A 20,565-nucleotide genomic window follows, 5' to 3' on the forward strand; every position below is an offset into this window, starting at 1 on the left:
GAATTAGGGTGGGCCGCTGGGTCTGACGACACAGGGCGAAGGCTGCCGGATCGACGGCAGACTTGGTCGTGCTACGACGCGCGGGGAGGCAGGCTGAGGTCGAACCGGGCGGATCGCGAACAGCTGGGGAGGAGGAGGTTCCTCCCCAGCGGCAAGTCCCTTTGTGCGAGAGATCCTTTCGCGCGAACTCCAGGCAACGCGCCGTCTGGCGGGGTTCGGCGGTGCTCACCTTTCACGCATGCAAGCCGGTGACACCGTCGGCCAGTGGCCGCTGCATCGATCCGCTGTTACCGCGGATGAGTTGACCGGGGCAGGTCAGGGAACCACGCGCACCGCGGGGTTGGCCACCAGCGCGTTGGGCGCGGCGTTGGTGCGGGTCTGCACCGCGCACGGACCCAGGGTCGACTTGAACACGAAGCGGTTGGCCGAATCCAGAACGCCGGTGACGGTGCTGGTGCCGGTCGCGCTCGGGCAGTTGACGTTCAGCGGCGGCGGCAGGTAGATGCGCACGCCGCTGATCGAGACGTTGTACAGCGACGGGGTCAGCGTCGGCGCGCCGGCGAACGGCGGATTGGCGCCGGTGTACGGCGTCGGCGCCGACATCGCCCACGGGGTGGAGGCGGTGATGCCGGTGCAGGTCGACGAGCCGGTGAAGGTCGCGCTGGTCACGGTGGCGACGCCGCCGCTGATCGACACGGCGAAGTTGGCGTCGCACGGCGCCGGATTGCCGAGGTACGAAGCGGTGGTCGGGCCGGTGAAGTTGGTGGTGCCGGTGCTGACCCAGGCCGAACCGTTCCACACTTCGAACGAAGCCGCGCTGGCCGCGGTGGCGCCGAAGATGGCCGCCGCCGAAGCGAGGGCGAGCAGAGAGGTCTTGAATTTCGACATTGCGTTGTTCTCCTGTGAGGCGTCGATGTTTAGGGACACGGGCGTGTCCACACGTGCTGTCACGGAATGAAGCGGGCGCCGTGGCTGCGCTGCCCGACGGCTACGGTGAGCGGTCCGTAGCCGTCGGGCGACCTAGTCGTCGTCGCGCCGCGCGAGCGCCGCGACGACGATGCGAACTCAGAAAAAGCCCTTGCGCACCGACAGGCCGATGATGCGCGGGTCCTGGATGAACACGTTGCTGCTCAGGCCGGTGTCGTCGCTGTTGACGAAGGTGCCGGTGATCGCCTTGCCGCCCAGCGCGTTCTTGACGTACAGCTGCACCGCCAAGTCGCTTTCGATCTTGGTCCAGGTCAACGACACGTTGACGTTGCCCCAGTCGTGCAGGCGGTCGATCTTGTCCTGGTAGATGCGCGCCCAGCTCGGACCCTGGTAGTACAGGTCCGCGCGCGCGGTGAAGTCGCCGTGCGCGGTCATGAAGGTGTACTGCGGGCTCAGGCTGACGGTGATGTGCGGTGCGTTGGGCAGTTCGTTGCCGCCGACGTTCTTGGCGAAGCCGGCGCCGCCGTTGGGCGCATCGGTGGCCGGATCGTAGGTGAAGCCGTAGGCGCCGTCGTACGGACCGCCGGGCGAGAAGCCGGCGCCGGCCAGCGGCAGATTGGTCGAGCAGAAACTGTTGAGGATGCTGCTGGCGTTGTTGAACGGCGGATCCTGCGGATAGGTCGCGGCCAGCACCGCTTCGACGTACTCCTTCGGCGCGATGCAGTTGGACGCCAGCTGCAGCCAGGGCTTGATCACCATCCAGTTGGAATTGCCGGCGGTGCGGTCCATCACGTCGATCGAGTACTGGTTCGAGCCGATCCGGGTACGCAACAGGCCGACGTTGCCGCTGAGCTGGAACGCGTCGGTCGGACGCCACACCGCTTCGAGTTCGGCGCCCCAGGTCTTGGCGTTGAAGTTCTCGTTGAAGGTGGAGCGGTCCTGGATCTGCGAGACCTGATAGTCCTTGTAGTCGTTGTAGAACAAAGTGCCGTTAAGGATGAACTTGCCGCCGGCCATCACGTTCTTCATGCCGACTTCGATCGCGTTGACGAATTCGGGCTTGAACTCCACATCGCGCTGCTGAAAGCTCAGCGCATCGGGGTTGGCGCCGATCGCCGGCGAGTTGGTGCCGCCGGCCTTGTAACCGCGCGACAGCGAGGCATAGAACATGGTGCTGTCGGTGAACGACAGGTCCGGCGACCAGTCCAGCACCAGTCGGCCGGTCGGTTCGTTCCAGGTCTGGGTGATCTTCGGCAGCGCCGGGTAGCCGTAGCCGACATAGCCGCCGAAGAATTGCGGAACGCCGGTGGTGCCGGTCGAATCGGCGAGCAGGGTCTGGCTGGGATACGGCGTGGTGATCTTGCGGTCGTTGGTGAAACGCACGCCCGCGGTCAAGCGCACGGTATCGCTGAGTTTCCAGTAGCCCTCGCCGAAGATCGCGGCCGAGCGAGTTTCGGCGACGTTGCGGCTGCGGAAGTAGTTGTGGCCGTTGCCGTCGATCGAGCCCAGCGGATTGGGATCGATGTAGACGCAGGGAATCATCTCGCCCGAGTTTGGATCCAGCCGCGTCGCGCTGCCGGCCGGGCACTTGCCGGGCGCGTTGCCGGCGCCGTTGCCGTTGAAGAACAGGTCGGCCAAGGCGGTGAAGGCGTTGCTGAAGACGTAGTAGCTTTCGTCGACCTTGTACTCGAGATAGTTCGCGCCGAGGCTGAAATTGAAGGCGCCGTCGAACGAAGACTGCAGGCGGAATTCCTGCGACCACTGGCGGCTGTCGGAGTCGACCAGGTCGGCGATCAGCAACCGGTCCGAACAACCCAACTGCGGATCGCAGTAGGTGCCGTTGGGCAGCGAGTTGAACGCCGGTTCCACCCCGTCGGGCCCGAACTGCGACACCCCGGTGGAGGTGTTGGTGAAGATCGGTTGCGACTGGAAGCGGCCGTAGTCCTGGGTCGAGTAGTACTGATCGCGGGTGTAGGTCGACTGCGAGATCAGCCGCAGGTGATCGCTGAGATCGGCTTCCAGGTTGAACTGGAAGATGTCGTTCTTGGCGTTGAACTTCGGATCGTAGGTGGTCGCGATCTTGCGCAGGTCGTGCGACTGGGTCACGCCGGCATACGGGTCCAGGCCGCGCGGAATCAAGGTGGCGACGTCGAGGAAATTGCCGTCGGGATCGAGCAGGTAACCCACGCCGGTGGTCTGCGCGCCGAGCACGAACGGAATGCTGGCGCCGTTGGGAACGCCGAACGCGCCGTTGTCGTACAGCGAGCCGTCCGAGCAGCCCTGGCTCATGTAGTTGCGGTCGATCGCCGAGACCGGCGTCGCGCCGACCTGGGTCGGGCCCGGATCGTTGTGGCACAGCTGCTTGCCGGTGCGCGCGCGGCGGTCGTCTTCCTGGAAGTGCTCCCACACCAGGCTGGCGTTGAAGCGCTCGCTGGGCTTGAACGCCAGCGAGGTGCGCACCGACAGCAGGTCGCGGTCGTTGACGTCGCGGTTGGTCACGGTGTTTTCGTCGTAACCGTCGCGCTTGGTGTATTGCGAGGCGACGCGAAAGGCGAACGTATCGCTGAGCGGCACGTTGACCATGCCGGTGACCCGGCGGGTGTCGAAGTTGCCCACCTCGCCCTTGACCTCGGCTTCGAACGCTTCGGGGTTGGCGAGATTGGGAATCATGTTGACCACGCCGGCGGTCGCGTTGCGGCCGTACAGCGTGCCCTGCGGGCCGCGCAGCACCTCGACCCGTTCCACGTCGAGGTATTCCTGTTCGAACAGGCGGTTGCGGATCATCGGCGTGCTGTTGAAGCTGACCGCAACGGCCGGGTCGGTGGTGACCGACAAGGCCTGGGTGCCGATGCCGCGGATCTGGAAGTTGTAGCTGGCGAAATTGGTCTTGGAGAAGGTGACGTTCGGGGTCGCGGTGACCAGGTCGCCGCCGGTCTCGATCTTGCGGTCGCCCAGGTCCTTGCCGCCGAAGGCGGTGATCGCGATCGGCACCTTCTGGATGTTCTCGACCTTCTTCTGCGCGGTCACCACGATGGTGTCGAGGGTGGTGGCGCTGGAGCGCTTAGCGGGGTTTTCGCTCGTCGTTTCGGCCGCCGATTGGTCTGCCTGGGATTCTGGGGAGGGCGCCGTCGGCTGCGTTTCGGCGACCTCTTGGACGTTTCCCTGCTTCTCCCCGTCGAGCGACTTGCCGCTCGCGCCGCCACCGCGGTTGCTGCCGTCGCTGATCAGGATCGCGCCGGAGGCGCTGGTGGCGTAGTTCAGGCCGGTGCCGGCGAGCAATTCGTCCAGCGCTTGGCGCGCGGTCTTTTCGCCGCGCACCGCTTGTCCGGTCTTCTTGCCGGTGGCGAGTTCGGGCGAGTAGAGCAATTGGGTGCCGCTCTGGCGCGCGTACTCGGACAGCGCGGTGTCGAGCTTCTGCTGCGGGATGTCGAACCTGGCGGTGCCGCCGGCGCCATCGGCCGCGTAAGCGCTCAGGCAGGGCAGCAGCGCGAGAAACAACACGCACGGCCGGGCCGCATGCTTCCACGAACGTTTCGGATCTTGCACTTGCATTCGCTCTCCCCTCCGGTTTCGGGTCGTCTTTGGTTGCGACCTCAGTTAGTACAGACGCGAGCGCATGCAAAACCCGAACCTGCGGATGTGTCGATGTGTATTCGCGTGCGTTGTTGAACCCATGAGTTCACTTTTGCACTGCAGCACCGATGATGCGGGCGCGTGATTGCAGGCGTGTCATTTCGAGCAGCGCGTCGCGAGCACGCGCGGGCGCCTGCGCGCGTTGGCATGCGCAACTAAAGGTCTGCATGGAATGGCGCGGCCGCGCGATGCGAATGACGCATCCGATTCACGACGCGACACGCGCGGCTCAGCCGCGGCTGACGGGGCGCGGCTTGAGGACGATGGTGTCGTCTTGCGCGGTGCTGCGTTCGATCGGGAAATACGCGGTCAGCGCTTCGACGAAGGTACCGGTATCGCCGGTGTTGAACGCGCCGCTGATCTTCAGCGACGCCAAGTGTGTGTCGCTGAGCACGACCTGCCGGCTCGAATAGCGATTCATCTCGGCGATCGCGTCTTCGAGCCGTTCGTTCTCGAACACGATCTGACCATGGCGCCAGCTGACCACGCGCTTGACGTCGGCGGCGCGCACCTGCGGCTGGGTCTTGGCGATGGCGACGAACTGCTGGCCCGGACGCAATTCGGCCAGCGGCGAAGCGGTGTTCGGCTTGGCCGATGCGGCGGCGCGATCGCGGGTGACCGTCACCCGTCCTTCCAGCAAGGTCACTTCGAACGCGCGTTTAGACAGATACACATCGAACTCGGTGCCGAGCGCGGTCACCTGGCGTCCCGCCGCGGTCACCACGAACGGGCGGGTGTGGTCCTTGGCGACCTTGAACAACGCCTGCCCACGTTCGAGCGTGACCGCGCGCAGACCGGCGCGGTAATGCGCCGAAATGCGGCTGTCGGTATTGAGGGTGATCACCGAGCCGTCGTCCAGGGTCACCACCGCACGCTGACCGACGCCGGTCTGGTAGACGTTGCCGGCCGACGCTTCGCGGCTGTCGCCGGCGCGGTTCCAGTTCATCTGCGAACTCAGCGCCATCGCACCGAGCACGGCGGCGACGAACAGCGAGGCGGCGATCGACCAGCCGCGGGTGCGGCGCGAGCGGCGCACGTTGCTGTCGACCATGCGCGCCATCGTCTCGTGGCGCAGCGACTGCATTTCCGGGGTGAACGCGAGCAGCGAGGCCAGCGCGTGCGCGGCCTGGGCGCGATCGAACGCGGCGGCGTGTTCGCGCGACTGCGCGCGCCAGGCCTCGAACGCCTCGCGGGTCATCGCGCTGTCGTCGTCGCGCAATATCTCGCTCCAGCGCGCCGCGACCTCGTACACGCCTTCGGGCGCGAGGTCCGTCGCTTCGTCACCCAATTGCGAGATTTTGCATTTCATCTGCCGTTACCTCTTCGCGGGATCCGCTTGCGTTTTCCAGCGCCGCTCCGACCCGCATGCCGATCCGTGACGGATCGCTCAACCGAACCCAGTGCCGATGCACGGATTCACCTGCCGTCTGCGACGGTTCGCGCCCCGATCAGTCCCGATCCTGTGCCTTGCCCATGATGCCGCCCAATTGCGCCAGCGCCTTGGCCATGTGCTTTTCGGCCGCCCGCACCGATATCGCCATCATGACCGCAATTTCCGCATATTTCTTCTTCTCCAGCACCCGCAGCACGAACACGTCGCGGGTCCGCTCGGGCAGCGCGCGCAGCACGGCGCTGACCAGCTTTATTTCTTCCTTACCCAGTAAGACGCGCTCGGGCGAAATATCCGTAGCGGGTTGGTGGATTTCGGCGTCGAACGACTCGTGGGCCTCCTGGCTGCGGGCCTTCCGGCGCCGGCCCCAGTCGCGCAGGGTGTTGGCGGCGACCTGGAACACGTACTGCTCGACATGCTCGATCGGCCCGCCGCGGGCGCGCCGGATCAGGTGCAGGAACACTTCCTGGGTCAGGTCCTCGACCTCGGCGCTGTCCTTCACCCGCTTGGAGAAAAAGCCCCGCAACGGCACCCGATAACGCAGCGACACGTTGTTCCATTGCTTGACGCAGTCCTCTCCGTAATCGGCTAGCGATGCGGACTCGTGCGGCCATGACGCCGGATCGGTCATTGTCTCTTCCCCGTACCGCATGGAATGGCGCCGGCGCTCAGGTCGGCGAGTGGACGCTAGCGTCCGCCGATGTCGTCGGCTGCGACGGCGCGGGCCGTGGCTGCCGTCGCTCGCGCAAGGGTTTCGCCCGCGACCGGCGGTGGCCGGTCGCGACGCGCGGTCCGGCGTTCCCCAACGCCGCGCCGTATTGGTTCGCCTTCATGTCCCCACCACTTTTTCCGCCCACAACGGCAGGATCCCGCGCGGCTTGCGCGAACCCGACGACGCGCCGTCGGCCTGGACCTTGGACTCGGCTGCCTGCGCGGCGGCCGCGGCCATCTCCATGATCTGTTCCACGCCGCGGATGTGTTCGCGATTGTCGAACGGCACGGTCAGTATCGGCGACACGAACGCGATCAGCCGCGCCAGCATCAGCGAATCGCTGACCGGCTCGCCCATGCACAAGGCCGAAATCAGTTCGTCCATGTCCTCGCTGGCGAGCACGCCGGACAGCGCCTTGAGGGCGAAATGCAGACGCATGCCCAGTTCGTTGCGCGACAGATGCGGCAGCGCGCGGGCGAAGGCTTCGAAGAAGCGTTCGTAGATCGGCTGATAATGTTCGTGCAGGTAATCACGGATGAACTGCGACGGGTCGCTGTAGACGCGTCCGAGCAAGCGCATGAAACCCATGCCGCCGGTGCGGTCGCGGCTGATCCGGACCGCCGGCACGAACAGCACTCCGAACACCGCTGCGGCGTCCATCGCGTTTTCGCCGTAACGCGCCTCGCACAGCGACAACAGCGCCAGGCGTTCCTGATTCAAGCGGTCCAGCCGCGCTGACAGCAGTTCCTGGACCAGCGCTTCCTTGCTGCCGAAGTGGTAGTTCACCGCCGCCAGATTGACCTTGGCGTGGCTGGTGATCTGGCGCAGCGACATGCCTTCGTAGCCGTGCTTGACGAACAGCAGCTCCGCCGCTTCGAGCAGACGCCCCCGGGTGTTGCCTGGGATAGGGCTGTGACTGTTCACGGCGGGTGTCCGCGGAGGGTTTCAGCTCGGGCGGCCGACAGGGCGTTTCAATTCCCGGTCTGAGTGGCTGGATTGAAACGGGCGTTAGACTAATCAGATCAAATCAGCCCATGCACGCTGCAGCGCAATATTTGTGCCTGTGTGTCGGAATCAGCGCGCCTGAAGTCGCGAATCTGGAACCTGCATCGCGCTATCGGGGCGCTCATCACTCGCGCACCGATCGCGGGCCGCTATCTCCTGCAAGTTGATGCATCCAACGAGGCCTGGCATGTGAGTCAAGCCGCTCCGGCAAGCGGCGTCGGCCTGGGTGAATGGCTAGCCGCCGATCCGCCCGGTCAACGCCGCGAACAGGCCCGACCTGAGAAGCCAGGCAGCCGCAATCAAGTTGACGACGACCGTGGCCCAGAAAACCATCTGGAACGATCGTTTCGCCGTCTTGTGGCGGAACTGTTGCTGGGCGATCAGCGCACCCGGCCATCCGCCAAGCAGGTCCGAAAGATGCAGGCTGGCTTCCGGCGTGCGCGATGCTTCGCTCTGCGCGGCGATCTTGTCGGATCTGTACATCAGATACGACAGCGCACTCATGGCGATGTAGATCCCCGCCAAGACCGCCGGCAGAAGCCCGAAAGCGGCGGCCGCAGCACTCGCCAACAGGGTCGCCAGGCCCAGCTTCGCTCTGGGAACCCGGGAAGGCGCGCGCGGGGCTTCTGTTTTTTGCCCGGCATGACGAATCCGCCGAGCATTGGTCCGTCCTCGCGCGTCGACGCCGGGATGATAGGAAATCAGGTCGCCGACGAGCGGTCGGCGCGAGCCGCGCTGAAACTCATTGATATGGACGAAGGCGCGGGCACCGCCGCCGACGGGCATGACGAAGCCAAAGCCTTTGTCGTCGTTCCAGTCGGTGATCCGACCTGCCAGTCGCATGGCGGTTCCCATCAGCGGCTAACGCTTGAATTGAGCCGCGCCGCAAAACCGGTTCGGCTTGAATGAAGTGTCGAGCATGGATCCATGCGGGCTCGAAATTGATGGGCGGTCATTGTCGGCTGCGAACCATGGCTATCCGCGAAGCGTTTGGAAAATTTTCCGTGCCTGTGATTCAAAAGCACGTTGCGCAGCTCCAGAAGAAAAGGCGCGTGTTGATCGCGCGTCTGCGAACAAACCACGGCGATTGAACAATCGCCCGCGGTTTGTCGACACGCGCGCAGTCGCCGCGCCGGCTTCAGTCGGATGCCATCGCTTGCCACTGGAACACCTCGGTCAGCGGCACGCCGAACACCTGCGCGATCCGGAATGCCGCTTCCAGCGACGGCGAGTACTTGCCGGCTTCGATCGCGGCGACCGTCTGCCGGGTCAGGCCGATGCGCTGACCCAGCTGCGCCTGCGACATTTCGCCGTGATGGAAACGCAAGGCGCGGATGTTGTTGGAAATCGATCCTTGCATCAGGCCTGCCTGCGATAGTTCAACACGGCGATGCCGTAGTGAACGACCTGCGAGGCGGTGATCATCGCCAGTGCGGTATTGACCAGCGTCCATCCGCCGGTCGTGAACGGCATGATGCAGCCGACCACGATCATGCCGGCGATGAGCACGTAGTAGGCCCAGGTGGTCGCGCGCTGGCTGATGGCGCGATCGCGTTCGTCCGCGGGCATGCGCGCTTCCTCGGGCGAGGCGCGGCGCAGGTACAGATGTCCGGCGCCCAGGATCAGCAATTGCACGATCGCCACCGTGGCGTACAGGCCGAGCTGGCGCAGATTGGGCAGCGATCCGCCGGGCGGATTGATCGCGACCATGGCGAAGTAGGGGCCGAAGGTGACGGCCAGTGCGATCAGCGACAACCAGGCGGTTTTCTCTCGGTGCGACACGTGGGCGTCCTCGGTTCAAGGTGGGATGAATGTAAAAAATACTTTACATGATGTCAAGTAATTTTTGCATCAATGGGGTGGCACCTGATGTCTGGCCTGGGCAGGGTGGTTCGAGCGCCGCCGCGTGGGCGAGGGCGTGCTCGCCGGTTCGGATTGCCCGCCTACTTATATGTATGTCGGGATTGCGCGACGGACGCCATGGGTTCGAAGCGCGTCCTGCCCGGCGACGTCGCAGGCTTCGGGCAGAGCAACGGCGATCGCATGCGCGCGAACCGGTCCGATCGCGCGTTGGGTCTACAATCGTCGGATGGATCAACAGCTCATCATCAAGTTCTGGCGCAAGTCGCTGGCCGACGAAACATTTCTGGCGACGATCGAGGACGAACTGAAAGCTGTCCTGGGCAAGACGGTCGAACTGGAGGGCTACGACGTCAGCGCGAAGGAGATCAATCTGTTCATGCTGACCGCCGACCCGCGCCACTCGTTCCGCCGCGCCAAGGACGTCCTGGAAGCGAAGGGCATCCACAACGGCATGTCGGCCGCGTTCCGGCTGGTGGGCGGCGCGAAGTTCACCTCGATCTGGCCGCTGCGCTCGACGCGCAAGTTCACGCTGCCCTGATCGATCGCCTGTGCGTCGTGCACGCGATGCACGCGATCGCATGTCGCGGTCGCGGCCCAAGATGAGGCGACGTGCAAGACGCTGAACGCATGCCGTCGCTGGCGCCCATCGCGAACCAGCGGCGCAAGTCGCGATGCATCATTCGATAACCAGGCCGACCGGCAACGCAAGCAGTCGACGCATCCGCATCGACCGCTTCACACGAGCCATGCACGCGTCGATTGGACGATCGACCAGCGCCCCTGCTCGTCGTGGACCTGAGTGGCGATCGGTCCACCGTCGTCGCCGAAGTAATGTTTGACCGACCTCGTCGATGCCGGTCGCTCAGGCGAGTCCGGTCGCATCGGCCAGCCTTCGCTTTCCGCGATCTCAACCGCCAAGGCATAACCACGCGCCGCCGATTGCGCCGGGCGGTCGATGCGATTGAAGTGCGTGCGAATGCGAGAGTGCATGCTGTTCCGGCTGCGCTTGTGGCGACGCGTGAGAACGACGAACCGTGGTCGCGTGAGTACTTGCAGCGATACCACCATAGCAGTCGCCGCGGCCGAGCATGTGACGACCGCGGGCACGAGCGCGCGCGGATCACGGTTAGCTAACACTCGGCGGCGCAGTGTAGGCCGGCGACACGACGCAACGTCGTGGCAGTGACTCAGGCGCGGCGATTGACATTGCCCAACCGCACGAGCCTAGAACTCCCCGCGTTTGTGGGAGATGCGGCTTAGGCCGTTGATTGGTCCGTTTCTGACGGATCGTAGCGAAGGCGAAATCTTGATGAATACCCCAATGGCCCCGGCCGGCGCGATGGCCGATCCTGCTGCCCGTGCCTTGCCCGAGACGGCGCCGAAAAACCTGCTCGAAGTCGCCGCCGCGCAAGGCTCGTTCTCGATCTTCTGCGATGCGGTGGAACGCGCCGGCCTGACCGAGCTGCTCAACGGCAACGGCCCGTTCACCGCGTTCATTCCGATCGATGCCGCATTCGGCAAATTGCCCGAGGGCATGCTCGAGACTTTGTTCCGTCCGGAAAATAAATCACAACTCGCCGACGTGCTGTATGGCCATCTGGTGCCCAAGCGCAAGACGGTGGTCGAGTTCGAACGCTGGGACGCGTTGAAGACCGTCAACGGTCGCAACGTCGCGATCCAGTCGGTCAACAAGCAGGTCAGCTTCGGTACCGGCAAGGTCATGTTGCCGAATATCTATTCGAGCAACGCGGTGATCCACGGTATCGACCGGGTCAACCTGCCGACCAATTAGTTCTTCCGTCGCGCCGCGCGATCAGTCGATGGCTGGTCGAGCGACGCGTGGTTTAGATGTTTTATCTACGGTACTTCCTTGGGTCTGCACGCCAACGTTTTCGGCCCCGACAATCCAATCGTCTGAGTCTGGCTGAACCTGGCGACCGCTAAAGTTTGGATATCGTATGTCCTATGTGTGGCGAATTCTCAGTCATTGGTTGCGCCTGCACCGGCGTTTGTGGCGCTGGGGGCGGATAGCGAAGGGCAGGCCCTGGCTGGCCGAGGAACCGTTGCGATCGCGCCTGCTCAGCGCCGAGCAGATGGAGCAGCACGGCAAGGCGCTCGCGCAAAGTCATCGGGTGCAGGCGGCGGAAGGTTCGGACCTGCTGCTGGCGCGGCTCAAGGACAACGAAGGCGTGCTCGGCGACGCCAGCGCGCTGCTGACCCAGATGGTGCAGGACGAAGTCCGCATCACCCCGGCCGGCGAGTGGTTGCTCGACAACTATTACCTGATCGAAGAACAGATCCGCACCGCGCGTCGGCATCTGCCCAAAGGCTACAGCCGCGAACTGCCGGCGCTTAGCGAAGGCCCGGGTACCGGCATGCCGCGCGTCTACGATCTGGCGATGGAGGCCATCGCCCACGGCGACGGCCGTATCGACGCCGAGACGATGACCCGCTTCGTCGCCGCCTATCAATCGGTCACCCCGCTCAAGCTCGGCGAGCTGTGGGCGATCCCGATCATGCTGCGGCTCGCGCTGATCGAAAACCTGCGGCGCATGGCGGCGCGGGTGATGCGCGATGGCCTGGACCATCGCCGCGCCGCCGAATGGTCGGAGCGGCTCAACGAGACCGCCGACAACAATCCCAAGGACGTGGTCTTGATCGTGGCCGACATGGCGCGTTCGGATCCGCCGATGACCGGCGCCTTCGTCGCCGAACTCGCGCGCGGGCTGCACGGCCGCAGCGCGGCGCTGGCGATGCCGATCAGCTGGATCGACCAATGGCTGACCGATGGCGGCCACAGCGTCGAGGAACTGGTGCGCTCGGAAAGCCAGCAACAGGCATCCGATCAGGTTTCGATCAGCAACAGCATCGGCAGCCTGCGTTTCCTGGTCAACATGGACTGGCGCGAGTTCGTCGAGACCATGAGCCTGGTCGAACACACCCTGCGCCAGGATCCGCACGGCGTGTACGCGCTGATGGATTTCAACACCCGCGACATGTATCGGCACGTGGTGGAAAAACTCGCGCGCCGCAGTGGCACCAGCGAGACCGACGTGGCCGATATCGTGCTGGAACTGGCGCGCGCCGCCAGTGATGCGCAAGGCAGCAAGGCCCATGTCGGCTATTACCTGATCGATGACGGCACCGCGCAGATCAAGGAAGCGCTGGCCGCATCCGGGCGCGCGCGCAAGCCGGTGAGCCTGAGCCGGCGGCGGGTGCCGCTGGGCGCGTACCTGCTGCCGATCGGACTGGTCGCGGCGATATGCACCTACGGCCTGCTGTGGCAGACACGCGATGTATCGATGAACCTGGCGCCGCTGCTGGTGTTGGCGGCACTGGCCTTCATCGCCTTCAGCGATCTGGGCATTCATCTGGTCAATTGGCTGGCGACGGTGTTGATCGCGCCCAAGCCGTTGCCGCGTCTGGATTACTCCAAGGGCTTGCCGGCGCAGGCGCGCAGTCTGGTGGTGGTGCCGGCGATGCTGACCAGCGCGCAGGCGATCGATCGTCTGGTCGAAGGCCTGGAAGTGCGCTTCCTCGCCAATCGCGACACCTACCTGCATTTCGCTCTGCTGACCGATTTCCTCGACGCCGACGAGCAGACCCTGCCCGGCGACGAAGCGTTGGTCGCGCACGCGGCGCAGCACATCGAACGCCTCAACGGCCGCTACGCCGGCGAGCGCGGCGACCTGTTCTTCCTGCTCCATCGGCCGCGCCTGTGGAACGCGCAGGAACGCAAATGGATGGGCCTGGAGCGCAAGCGCGGCAAACTCGCCGCGCTCAACCGACTGCTGCGCGGCGATTCGCGCGAATCGTTCTCGCAAGTCACCGGCAACACCGAGGTGCTGGAGAACGTGCGCTACGTCATCACCCTGGACACCGACACGCGCCTGCCGCGCGATGCCGCGCGTGAATTCATCGCGACCTTGTCGCATCCGCTCAATCAGGCGCGCTTCGACGAGCGCCGCCAGCGCGTCACCCGCGGCTACGGCATCCTGCAGCCGAGCGTCGGCAGCGGCATGAGCGAACGCCGCGGCTCGCGCTATGCGCGCATGTTCGGCAGCGAGGCGGGCATCGATCCGTACACCCGGATCGTCTCGGACGTTTATCAGGACCTGTTCGCTGAAGGCTCGTTCGTCGGCAAGGGCATCTACGACGTCGACGCGTTCGAGTACGCGCTGGCCGATCGCCTGCCCGACAACCGCGTGCTCAGCCACGATCTGCTCGAAGGCTGTTACGCGCGCGCTGGTCTGATCAGCGACGTGCGCCTGTTCGAGGATTATCCCTCGCGCTACGCGGCCGATGTGAAGCGCCGTTACCGCTGGATCCGCGGCGACTGGCAGCTGCTGCCGTGGCTGTTGCCGTGGGTGCCGCGCATGCACGGCGGCTTCGAACGCAACCCGCTGTCGTGGCTGTCGCGCGGCAAGCTGCTCGACAATTTGCGCCGCAGTCTGGTCCCGGCCGCGGCGCTCGCGCTGCTGGTCTGGGGTTGGGCCACCTTGCCGCAGCCATTGGCATGGACCTTGTGGCTGCTCGCGTTGTGGCTGGCGCCGATGCTGGTGCTGGCCGGCTGGGAACTGCTGCGGCGTCCGTCCGACATGGCGCTGGAAACCCATCTGGTCCAGGTCGGCGGTTCGCTTGCGCGGCAATTGCAACGCGCCTTCGTGACCCTGGCCTGCCTGCCGTTCGAAGCGTTCTTCGCGCTCGGCGCGATTGCCCGCACCTTGTGGCGGATGACGATCAGCCATCGCCGCCTGCTGCAATGGAATCCGTCCAGCGAGGTCGAGCGCAGTCTCGGCGATCGCTTCGGCGCGGAACTGCGCGAGATGTGGTCCGCGCCGGTGTTCGCGATCGCGGTCGCGGCGCTGCTGGCGCGGGTGCAGCCGACCTCGCTGTGGATCGCCGCGCCGTGGCTCGCCGCGTGGTTGATCTCGCCGCTGTTGATGGCGTGGCTGGGACGTCCGCCCAAGCAGCGGCGCGCCGGTCTGTCGCATACGCAGGTGCGTTTCCTCGGCCGCCTGGCCCGCCGCACCTGGGCATTCTTCGAGGTGCATATCCGCGCCGAGGATCATTGGCTGCCGCCGGACAATTTCCAGGAACATCCCACGCCGGTGGTGGCGCGGCGCACCTCGCCGACCAATATCGGCCTGTCGCTGCTGGCCAACCTGAGCGCCTACGACCTGGGCTATGTGCAGGCCGGCGCGGTGGTCGAACGCACGCGCCTGGCACTGGCCACGCTGGAAACCTTGCCGCGCCATCGCGGGCATTTCTACAACTGGTACGACACCGAAACCCTGCAGCCGCTGCCGCCGCGCTACATCTCCACGGTCGACAGCGGCAATCTTGCCGCGCATTTGCTGACCTTGCGTCAGGGCCTGCTCGGGTTGATCGACGAACCGGTGCTCAGCGCGGTGGTGTTCCAGGGGCTGGCCGACACCTGCGGCGTGCTCGAGGAAAACCTGCGAAATGCGCAGGGCGCGGCCAAGTCGCCGGCGCAAAGCCAGGCCGCGGCCGCGTTCCGCGAGCGGATCGACGCGATCCTGGCCGAACCGCCGCGGGCGCCGGACGAGATCGAACGCGTTCTATCGGAGTTGTTGTCGCTGGCTCAAGCGATCGAATCGAGCCGCGGCGAACCCGACAGCGCAAGCGACGACGACACCACCTCGCGCTGGCCGCGCGCGTTGATCGACGCGTGTCGCGACGCCTTGCAGGAACTGTCCGACTTCCTGCCCGCGCACGCCGTGCCGGCGCAACCGTCCGCCGACGAGCCCGAATCCACGCTCGGCGCGGCCGCCATTCCCAGCCTGCGCGACCTGCTGCGGCAGTCGGACAACAGCGAGGTGCGCGAACGCGCGCGCCGCCGCATCCGCGAACTCGAGCGCCTGGCGCATATCGCCGGCCAGTTCTCGTTGATGGAATACGAGTTCCTGTACGACCGCGGCCGCCATCTGCTGGCGATCGGCTACAACGTCGACGAACGTCGACTCGATGCGGGCTATTACGACCTGCTGGCGTCGGAAGCGCGCTTGACCAGCTTCGTCGCCATCGCCCAGAGCCAATTGCCGCAGGAGACTTGGTTCTCGCTGGGCCGTCTGCTGACCGAGATCGACAGCGGCGCGACCTTGCTGTCGTGGAGCGGCTCGATGTTCGAGTACCTGATGCCGCAGCTGGTGATGCCGAGTTATCCGGACACCTTGCTCGATCAGACCGCGCAGCACGCGGTGCTGGCGCAGATCCATTACGGCCGCCAGCGCGACGTGCCGTGGGGGATTTCCGAATCGGGCTACAACACCGTCGACACGCGCATGAACTATCAGTACCGCGCGTTCGGCGTACCGGGACTCGGGCTCAAGCGCGGTCTCGGCCAGGACCTGGTGATCGCGCCCTACGCGAGCATCATGGCGCTGATGGTGATGCCCGAGGCGGCTTGCCAGAACCTGCAGCGTCTGACCGATCTCGGCTTCGGCGGCGAATTCGGCCTGTACGAGGCCATCGACTACACCCCGGCGCGAGTGCCGCGTGGCCAGACCCATGCGGTGGTGCGTTCGTTCATGGCCCATCACCAGGGCATGGGCCTGCTCGCGCTCGACTATCTGCTGCGCGACCAACCGATGCAGAAGCGCTTCGTCGCCGACGCCGAATTCCAGGCGACCTTGCTGCTGCTGCAGGAACGCATCCCGCGCACCGGCGTGTTCCATCCGCACGAAGCCGAGGCGAGTGGCGCGCGCGCCGCGCCGCCGGTGACCGAGACCCAGCTACGGGTGTTCCGCAATCCCGCGACCGCGCGGCCGGCCGTGCAGTTGTTGTCGAACGGTCGCTATCACGGTCTGTTGAGCAGCGCCGGCGGCGGTTACAGCCGCCTGGGCGACATGGCGGTCACGCGCTGGCGCGAGGATTCCACCCGCGATCATTGGGGCGCGTTCTGCTATCTGCGCGATGTCGACACCGGCGAATACTGGTCGGCGACCCATCAGCCGACCTGCGTGCCGGTCGAGCATTACGAGGCGATCTTCTCCGACGCCAAGGCCGAGTTCCGCGGGCGCAAGAACCGCTACGAAACCCATCTGGAGATCGCCATCTCCGCCGAGGACGATATCGAGCTGCGCCGGCTGCGGGTGAGCAATCATTCGCGTCGCACCCGCACCATCGAGATCACCACCTACGCCGAAGTGGTGCTGGCGCCGGCGCTGTCCGACGAACTGCATCCGGCCTTCAGCAATCTGTTCGTGCAGTCGCAGATCGACCGCGACAAGCAGGCCTTGCTGTGCACACGCCGGCCGCGCGCGCACGACGAAGTGCCGCCGTGGATGTTCCACCTGATCGCGGTCCACGACGCCGACATCGGCCAGATTTCCTACGAGACCGATCGCGCCCGTTTCATCGGCCGCGGCAACACCCCGCGCACGCCGCAGGCGATGAGCGGCGATGCCGCGTTGTCGGATTCGGTCGGCTCGGTGCTCGATCCGATCGTCGCGATCCGCACCCGCATCGAACTCGCGCCGGACCAGACCGCGATCATCGACATGGTCACCGGCGTCGGCGCCGATCGCGCCGCCTGCACCGCGCTGATCGATCGTTATCGCGACCGGCGCCTGGCCGATCGCGTGTTCGATCTGGCCTGGACGCACAGCCAGGTCGTGCGCCGCCAGATCAACGCCTCGCAGGCCGATGCGCAGTTGTACGAGCGCCTGGCCGGTTCGATGGTGTATGCGCATCCCTACCTGCGCGCCGAACAATCGGTGCTGCTGCAGAACCGCCGCGGTCAGTCGGGTCTGTGGGGGCATTCGATTTCCGGCGATTTCCCGATCGTGCTGTTGCAGATCAGCGAGGCCGACAACATCGAGCTGGTCCGGCAGATGGTGCAGGCGCATGCGTATTGGCGCCTGAAGGGGCTCAATGTCGATCTGGTGATCTGGAACGAAGAACAAAGCGGCTATCGCCAACAGTTGCAGGAACAGATCCTGGGTCTGGTCTCGGCCGGTCCGGAAGGCAGCGTGCTTGACCGGCCCGGCGGTATCTTCGTGCGGCCGATCCAGCAGATGTCGCAGGAAGACCGGATCCTGTTGCAGGCGGTGGCGCGGGTCATCATCAGCGACAAGCGCGGCACCCTTGCCGCGCAGGTTAGCCGGCACGTGCCGCCCGATCGCGGCGCGACCTTGCTGTGGCCCGACGGTGCGCCGGTCGCGACGGATCTGGCAGCGCTGCCCGCTCCGGCTGCAATCGACGAGTCGGGCGTGTTGCTGGGCCTGCCGCCGCCGCACGTCGACAGCGACGACGACAGCCGCTTCGACAGCTGGCCATTCGAACCGGTCAGCGCATCGTTGAATTTCGACAACGGCACCGGCGCGTTCGCGGCCGATGCGCGCGAGTACGTGATCGAGCTGCGCGAAGGCGAGCCCACGCCGGCGCCGTGGTCGAACGTGATGGCCAATGCGCAACTGGGCACGGTGGTCAGCGAAAGCGCGCCGGGTTACACCTGGTTCGAGAACGCGCACGAATTCAGGCTGACGCCGTGGCATAACGACCCGGTCGCCGACACCGGCGGCGAAGCCTTCTATCTGCGCGACGAAGACACCGGCCGGGTGTGGTCGCCGATGCCGCTGCCGTGTCGCGGCCGCGGCGCGTACCGCACCCGCCACGGCTTCGGTTACAGCGTGTACGAGCATGTCGAGGACGGCATCGCCAGCGAGCTGTGGGTGTATGTCGGGCTGGAAGACGCGGTCAAATACTCGGTGCTCAAGCTGCGCAATCGCTCCGATCGCACGCGCCGGGTCACCGCGACCGGTTATGTCGAATGGGTGCTCGGCGACATCCGCGCGCGTTCGCAGATGCACGTGGTCAGCGAAATCGACCCGGCCAGCGGCGCGTTGACCGCGCGCAATCCGTACAACACCGAGTTCGAAGGGCGCATGGCGTTCTTCGACACCGACAGCGACGGCTGCACCTACACCGCCGACCGCACCGAGTTCATCGGCCGCAACGGCGACCTGGGCCGTCCGGCGGCGATGCTCAACGAACGTCTGTCCGGGCGCCTCGGCGTCGGCCTGGATCCGTGCGCGGCGATCCAGGTGCCGGCGTCGCTAGTCCCGGACGAAACCTGCGAGATCGTGTTCCGCCTCGGCGCGGCCGGCGATGCCGCGAGCGCAGCGCAGTTGATTGATCGCTGCAAGGGCGAGTCCGCGGCTTACGACGCGCTCGATGCGGTGCGCATGCATTGGACCCGCACCCTGGGCGCGATCCGGGTCGAAACGCCTGATCCGAGCGTGGACGCGCTGGTTAACGGCTGGCTGCCGTATCAGGCACTGGCCTGCCGTTATGTCGCGCGCAGCGGCTATTACCAGTCCGGCGGCGCGTTCGGTTTCCGCGATCAGCTGCAGGACACCATGGCGACCGTGCATGCGCGGCCGGCGCTGAGTCGCGAGCATCTGCTGCTGAGCGCGGAACATCAGTTCCCGCAGGGCGACGTCATGCACTGGTGGCACCCGCCGCAGAATCGCGGCGTGCGCACGCGCTGCTCCGACGATTTCCTGTGGTTGCCGCTGGCGGCTTGCCGCTATCTGCAGGTCACCGGCGACATGAGCCTGCTCAACGAACAGGTCGGCTTTGTAGAGGGCCGCGCGCTCAACGCCGACGAGGAGTCGTACTACGACCGGCCGTGGACCACCGATCGCCGGCAGCCGTTCTACGACCATTGCGTGCTCGCCTTGCAGCGCGGCATGGAGTTGCTCGGCGAGCGCGGTCTGCCGCTGATCGGCAGTGGCGATTGGAACGACGGCATGAATCTGGTCGGCCTGGCCGGCCGCGGCGAAAGCGTGTGGCTGGGCTTCTTCCTGTTCGATACCTTGAACCGCTTCGAGCCGATCGCGCGCGCGCGCGGCGATGCCGCGTTCGCCGATGCCTGTGTCGAGGCGGCCAAACGCCTGCGCGACAATCTGCAAAAGCATGCTTGGGACGGCGAGTGGTACCGGCGCGCGTGGTTCGACGACGGCACCCCGCTGGGCACGCACGAGGGCGACGAATGCCGGATCGATTCGATCTCGCAAAGCTGGTCGGTGCTGTCGGGCGCGGCCGATCCGCAGCGCGCGCGCCAGGCGATGGATTCGCTCGATCGCCATCTGGTGCGGCGCGACGCCGGCCTGATCCAGTTGCTCGATCCGCCGTTCGACAAGACCGTCAAGGACCCGGGCTACATCCGCGGCTACGTGCCCGGCGTGCGCGAGAACGGCGGCCAGTACACCCATGCCGCGGTGTGGGCGGCGATGGCCTTCGCCGAGTTGGGCGACGGCGCGCGCGCGTGGGAACTCGCGCGCATGATCAACCCGATCCATCACACCGCCGACGCCGCCGCGACCGCGCGCTACAAGGTCGAACCCTACGTGCTCGCCGCCGATGTCTATGGCGTGGCGCCGCACACGGGCCGCGGCGGCTGGACCTGGTACACCGGGTCGGCCGGCTGGATGTATCGCTTGCTGACCGAATCGCTGCTCGGTCTGAATCGACGTGGCGACCGCTTGGAACTGGCGCCGTGCATTCCGCCCGATTGGACGCAGTACAAGATGCATTACCGCTATCGCGAGACGCCGTATCTGATCCAGGTGCGGCAGGTCGAAGCCGGTAGTGATGAGGACGTTGCCGGTGTGAAACTCGATGGCGTCAGTCAAGACGGAATGAGCTTCCCGCTGGTCGATGACGGCGCATTGCATCAGGTCGAAGTGACCTGGCCGCGGGCGGCCTCATGAGCACGCGCTTGCAACTGGATATCGAACTCGACCGGCTGGAGCAGATGCTGCCGCACTGGCGCGAGACGATGCGGCACGAAGCGCAGTTCTGGCCGCAGTTTCGCGCGCTGCTGGAGCCGATCGTCGAGGGCCTGGGGCGCGACGATCGGCAGTACGCCGAAGCGCGGGTCGCGCGCATGTTGACCTTGAACGGCTGCGATCCGGGTAAGCGGCACGGCGAAGGCTGGTAGCGCCGGCCCGCGTCGGCTCGGTGCGAAGGGCATCAAATGCGCTGACCAACGACGCCGGCAATGTGT

At 65.8% G+C, this 20,565-nt stretch carries 13 protein-coding genes; 4 read left to right on the plus strand and 9 right to left on the minus strand.

The genetic code is table 11. The features are described 5' to 3' along the window. Positions 1-315 precede the first annotated feature (315 nt). The 8 genes from ASD86_RS21640 to ASD86_RS21675 all read right to left on the minus strand — a co-directional run bounded on the left by ASD86_RS21640 (position 316) and on the right by ASD86_RS21675 (position 9,449). Positions 316-888, minus strand: a complete 573-nt coding sequence (locus ASD86_RS21640; RefSeq protein WP_056115694.1) for a hypothetical protein — start codon at positions 886-888, stop codon at positions 316-318. Between the two features lie 177 nt (positions 889-1,065). Then, the gene (locus ASD86_RS21645) at positions 1,066-4,479 is read right to left on the minus strand and encodes a TonB-dependent receptor (RefSeq protein WP_082578604.1); all 3,414 of its coding nucleotides are present in this window, start codon (positions 4,477-4,479) and stop codon (positions 1,066-1,068) included. Between the two features lie 310 nt (positions 4,480-4,789). After that, positions 4,790-5,869 (minus strand): FecR domain-containing protein, encoded by a 1,080-nt coding sequence (locus ASD86_RS21650; RefSeq protein WP_056115697.1) that lies wholly within the window; start codon positions 5,867-5,869, stop codon positions 4,790-4,792. Positions 5,870-6,008: 139 nt separating this feature from the next. After that, entirely contained in the window at positions 6,009-6,581 is a 573-nt protein-coding gene (locus ASD86_RS21655) for a sigma-70 family RNA polymerase sigma factor (protein ID WP_056115700.1), read from the minus strand. Positions 6,582-6,779: 198 nt separating this feature from the next. Continuing rightward, entirely contained in the window at positions 6,780-7,586 is an 807-nt protein-coding gene (locus ASD86_RS21660; RefSeq protein ID WP_056115702.1) for a TetR/AcrR family transcriptional regulator, read from the minus strand. A 315-nt stretch (positions 7,587-7,901) separates the two neighbouring features. Continuing rightward, complete coding sequence (locus tag ASD86_RS21665) at positions 7,902-8,510, minus strand: DUF1294 domain-containing protein (RefSeq protein WP_157476988.1); 609 nt, start codon at positions 8,508-8,510, stop codon at positions 7,902-7,904. Between the two features lie 295 nt (positions 8,511-8,805). Next, positions 8,806-9,027, minus strand: a complete 222-nt coding sequence (locus tag ASD86_RS21670; protein WP_056115710.1) for a helix-turn-helix transcriptional regulator — start codon at positions 9,025-9,027, stop codon at positions 8,806-8,808. Then, a complete protein-coding gene (locus ASD86_RS21675; protein ID WP_056115712.1) occupies positions 9,027-9,449 on the minus strand; it encodes a hypothetical protein in 423 nt (140 codons plus the stop codon). The genes ASD86_RS21670 and ASD86_RS21675 overlap by 1 nt, the downstream gene beginning before the upstream one ends. 124 nt (positions 9,450-9,573) lie before the next feature. Between ASD86_RS21675 and ASD86_RS27020 the strand changes: the two genes are divergently transcribed. Then, positions 9,574-10,068, plus strand: coding sequence for a hypothetical protein (locus ASD86_RS27020; RefSeq protein WP_157476990.1), 495 nt, complete (start codon positions 9,574-9,576; stop codon positions 10,066-10,068). Positions 10,069-10,265: 197 nt separating this feature from the next. Here the strand turns inward: ASD86_RS27020 and ASD86_RS21685 are convergent, their stop codons facing one another. Continuing rightward, a complete protein-coding gene (locus tag ASD86_RS21685; RefSeq protein WP_157476991.1) occupies positions 10,266-10,598 on the minus strand; it encodes a hypothetical protein in 333 nt (110 codons plus the stop codon). A 241-nt stretch (positions 10,599-10,839) separates the two neighbouring features. On the opposite strand from ASD86_RS21685, the gene ASD86_RS21690 reads away from it, so the two are divergent. From ASD86_RS21690 to ASD86_RS21700, 3 genes are all read left to right on the plus strand, one after another. Beyond that, entirely contained in the window at positions 10,840-11,322 is a 483-nt protein-coding gene (locus ASD86_RS21690; protein ID WP_162253721.1) for a fasciclin domain-containing protein, read from the plus strand. A 301-nt stretch (positions 11,323-11,623) separates the two neighbouring features. After that, a complete protein-coding gene (locus ASD86_RS21695) occupies positions 11,624-20,269 on the plus strand; it encodes a glucoamylase family protein (protein ID WP_056115724.1) in 8,646 nt (2,881 codons plus the stop codon). Then, positions 20,266-20,499, plus strand: a complete 234-nt coding sequence (locus ASD86_RS21700; protein WP_056115727.1) for a hypothetical protein — start codon at positions 20,266-20,268, stop codon at positions 20,497-20,499. The genes ASD86_RS21695 and ASD86_RS21700 overlap by 4 nt, the downstream gene beginning before the upstream one ends. Positions 20,500-20,565 lie beyond the last annotated feature (66 nt).

The sequence above is a fragment of the Lysobacter sp. Root690 genome (assembly GCF_001427785.1).
Classification (GTDB): Bacteria; Pseudomonadota; Gammaproteobacteria; order Xanthomonadales; family Xanthomonadaceae; genus Lysobacter.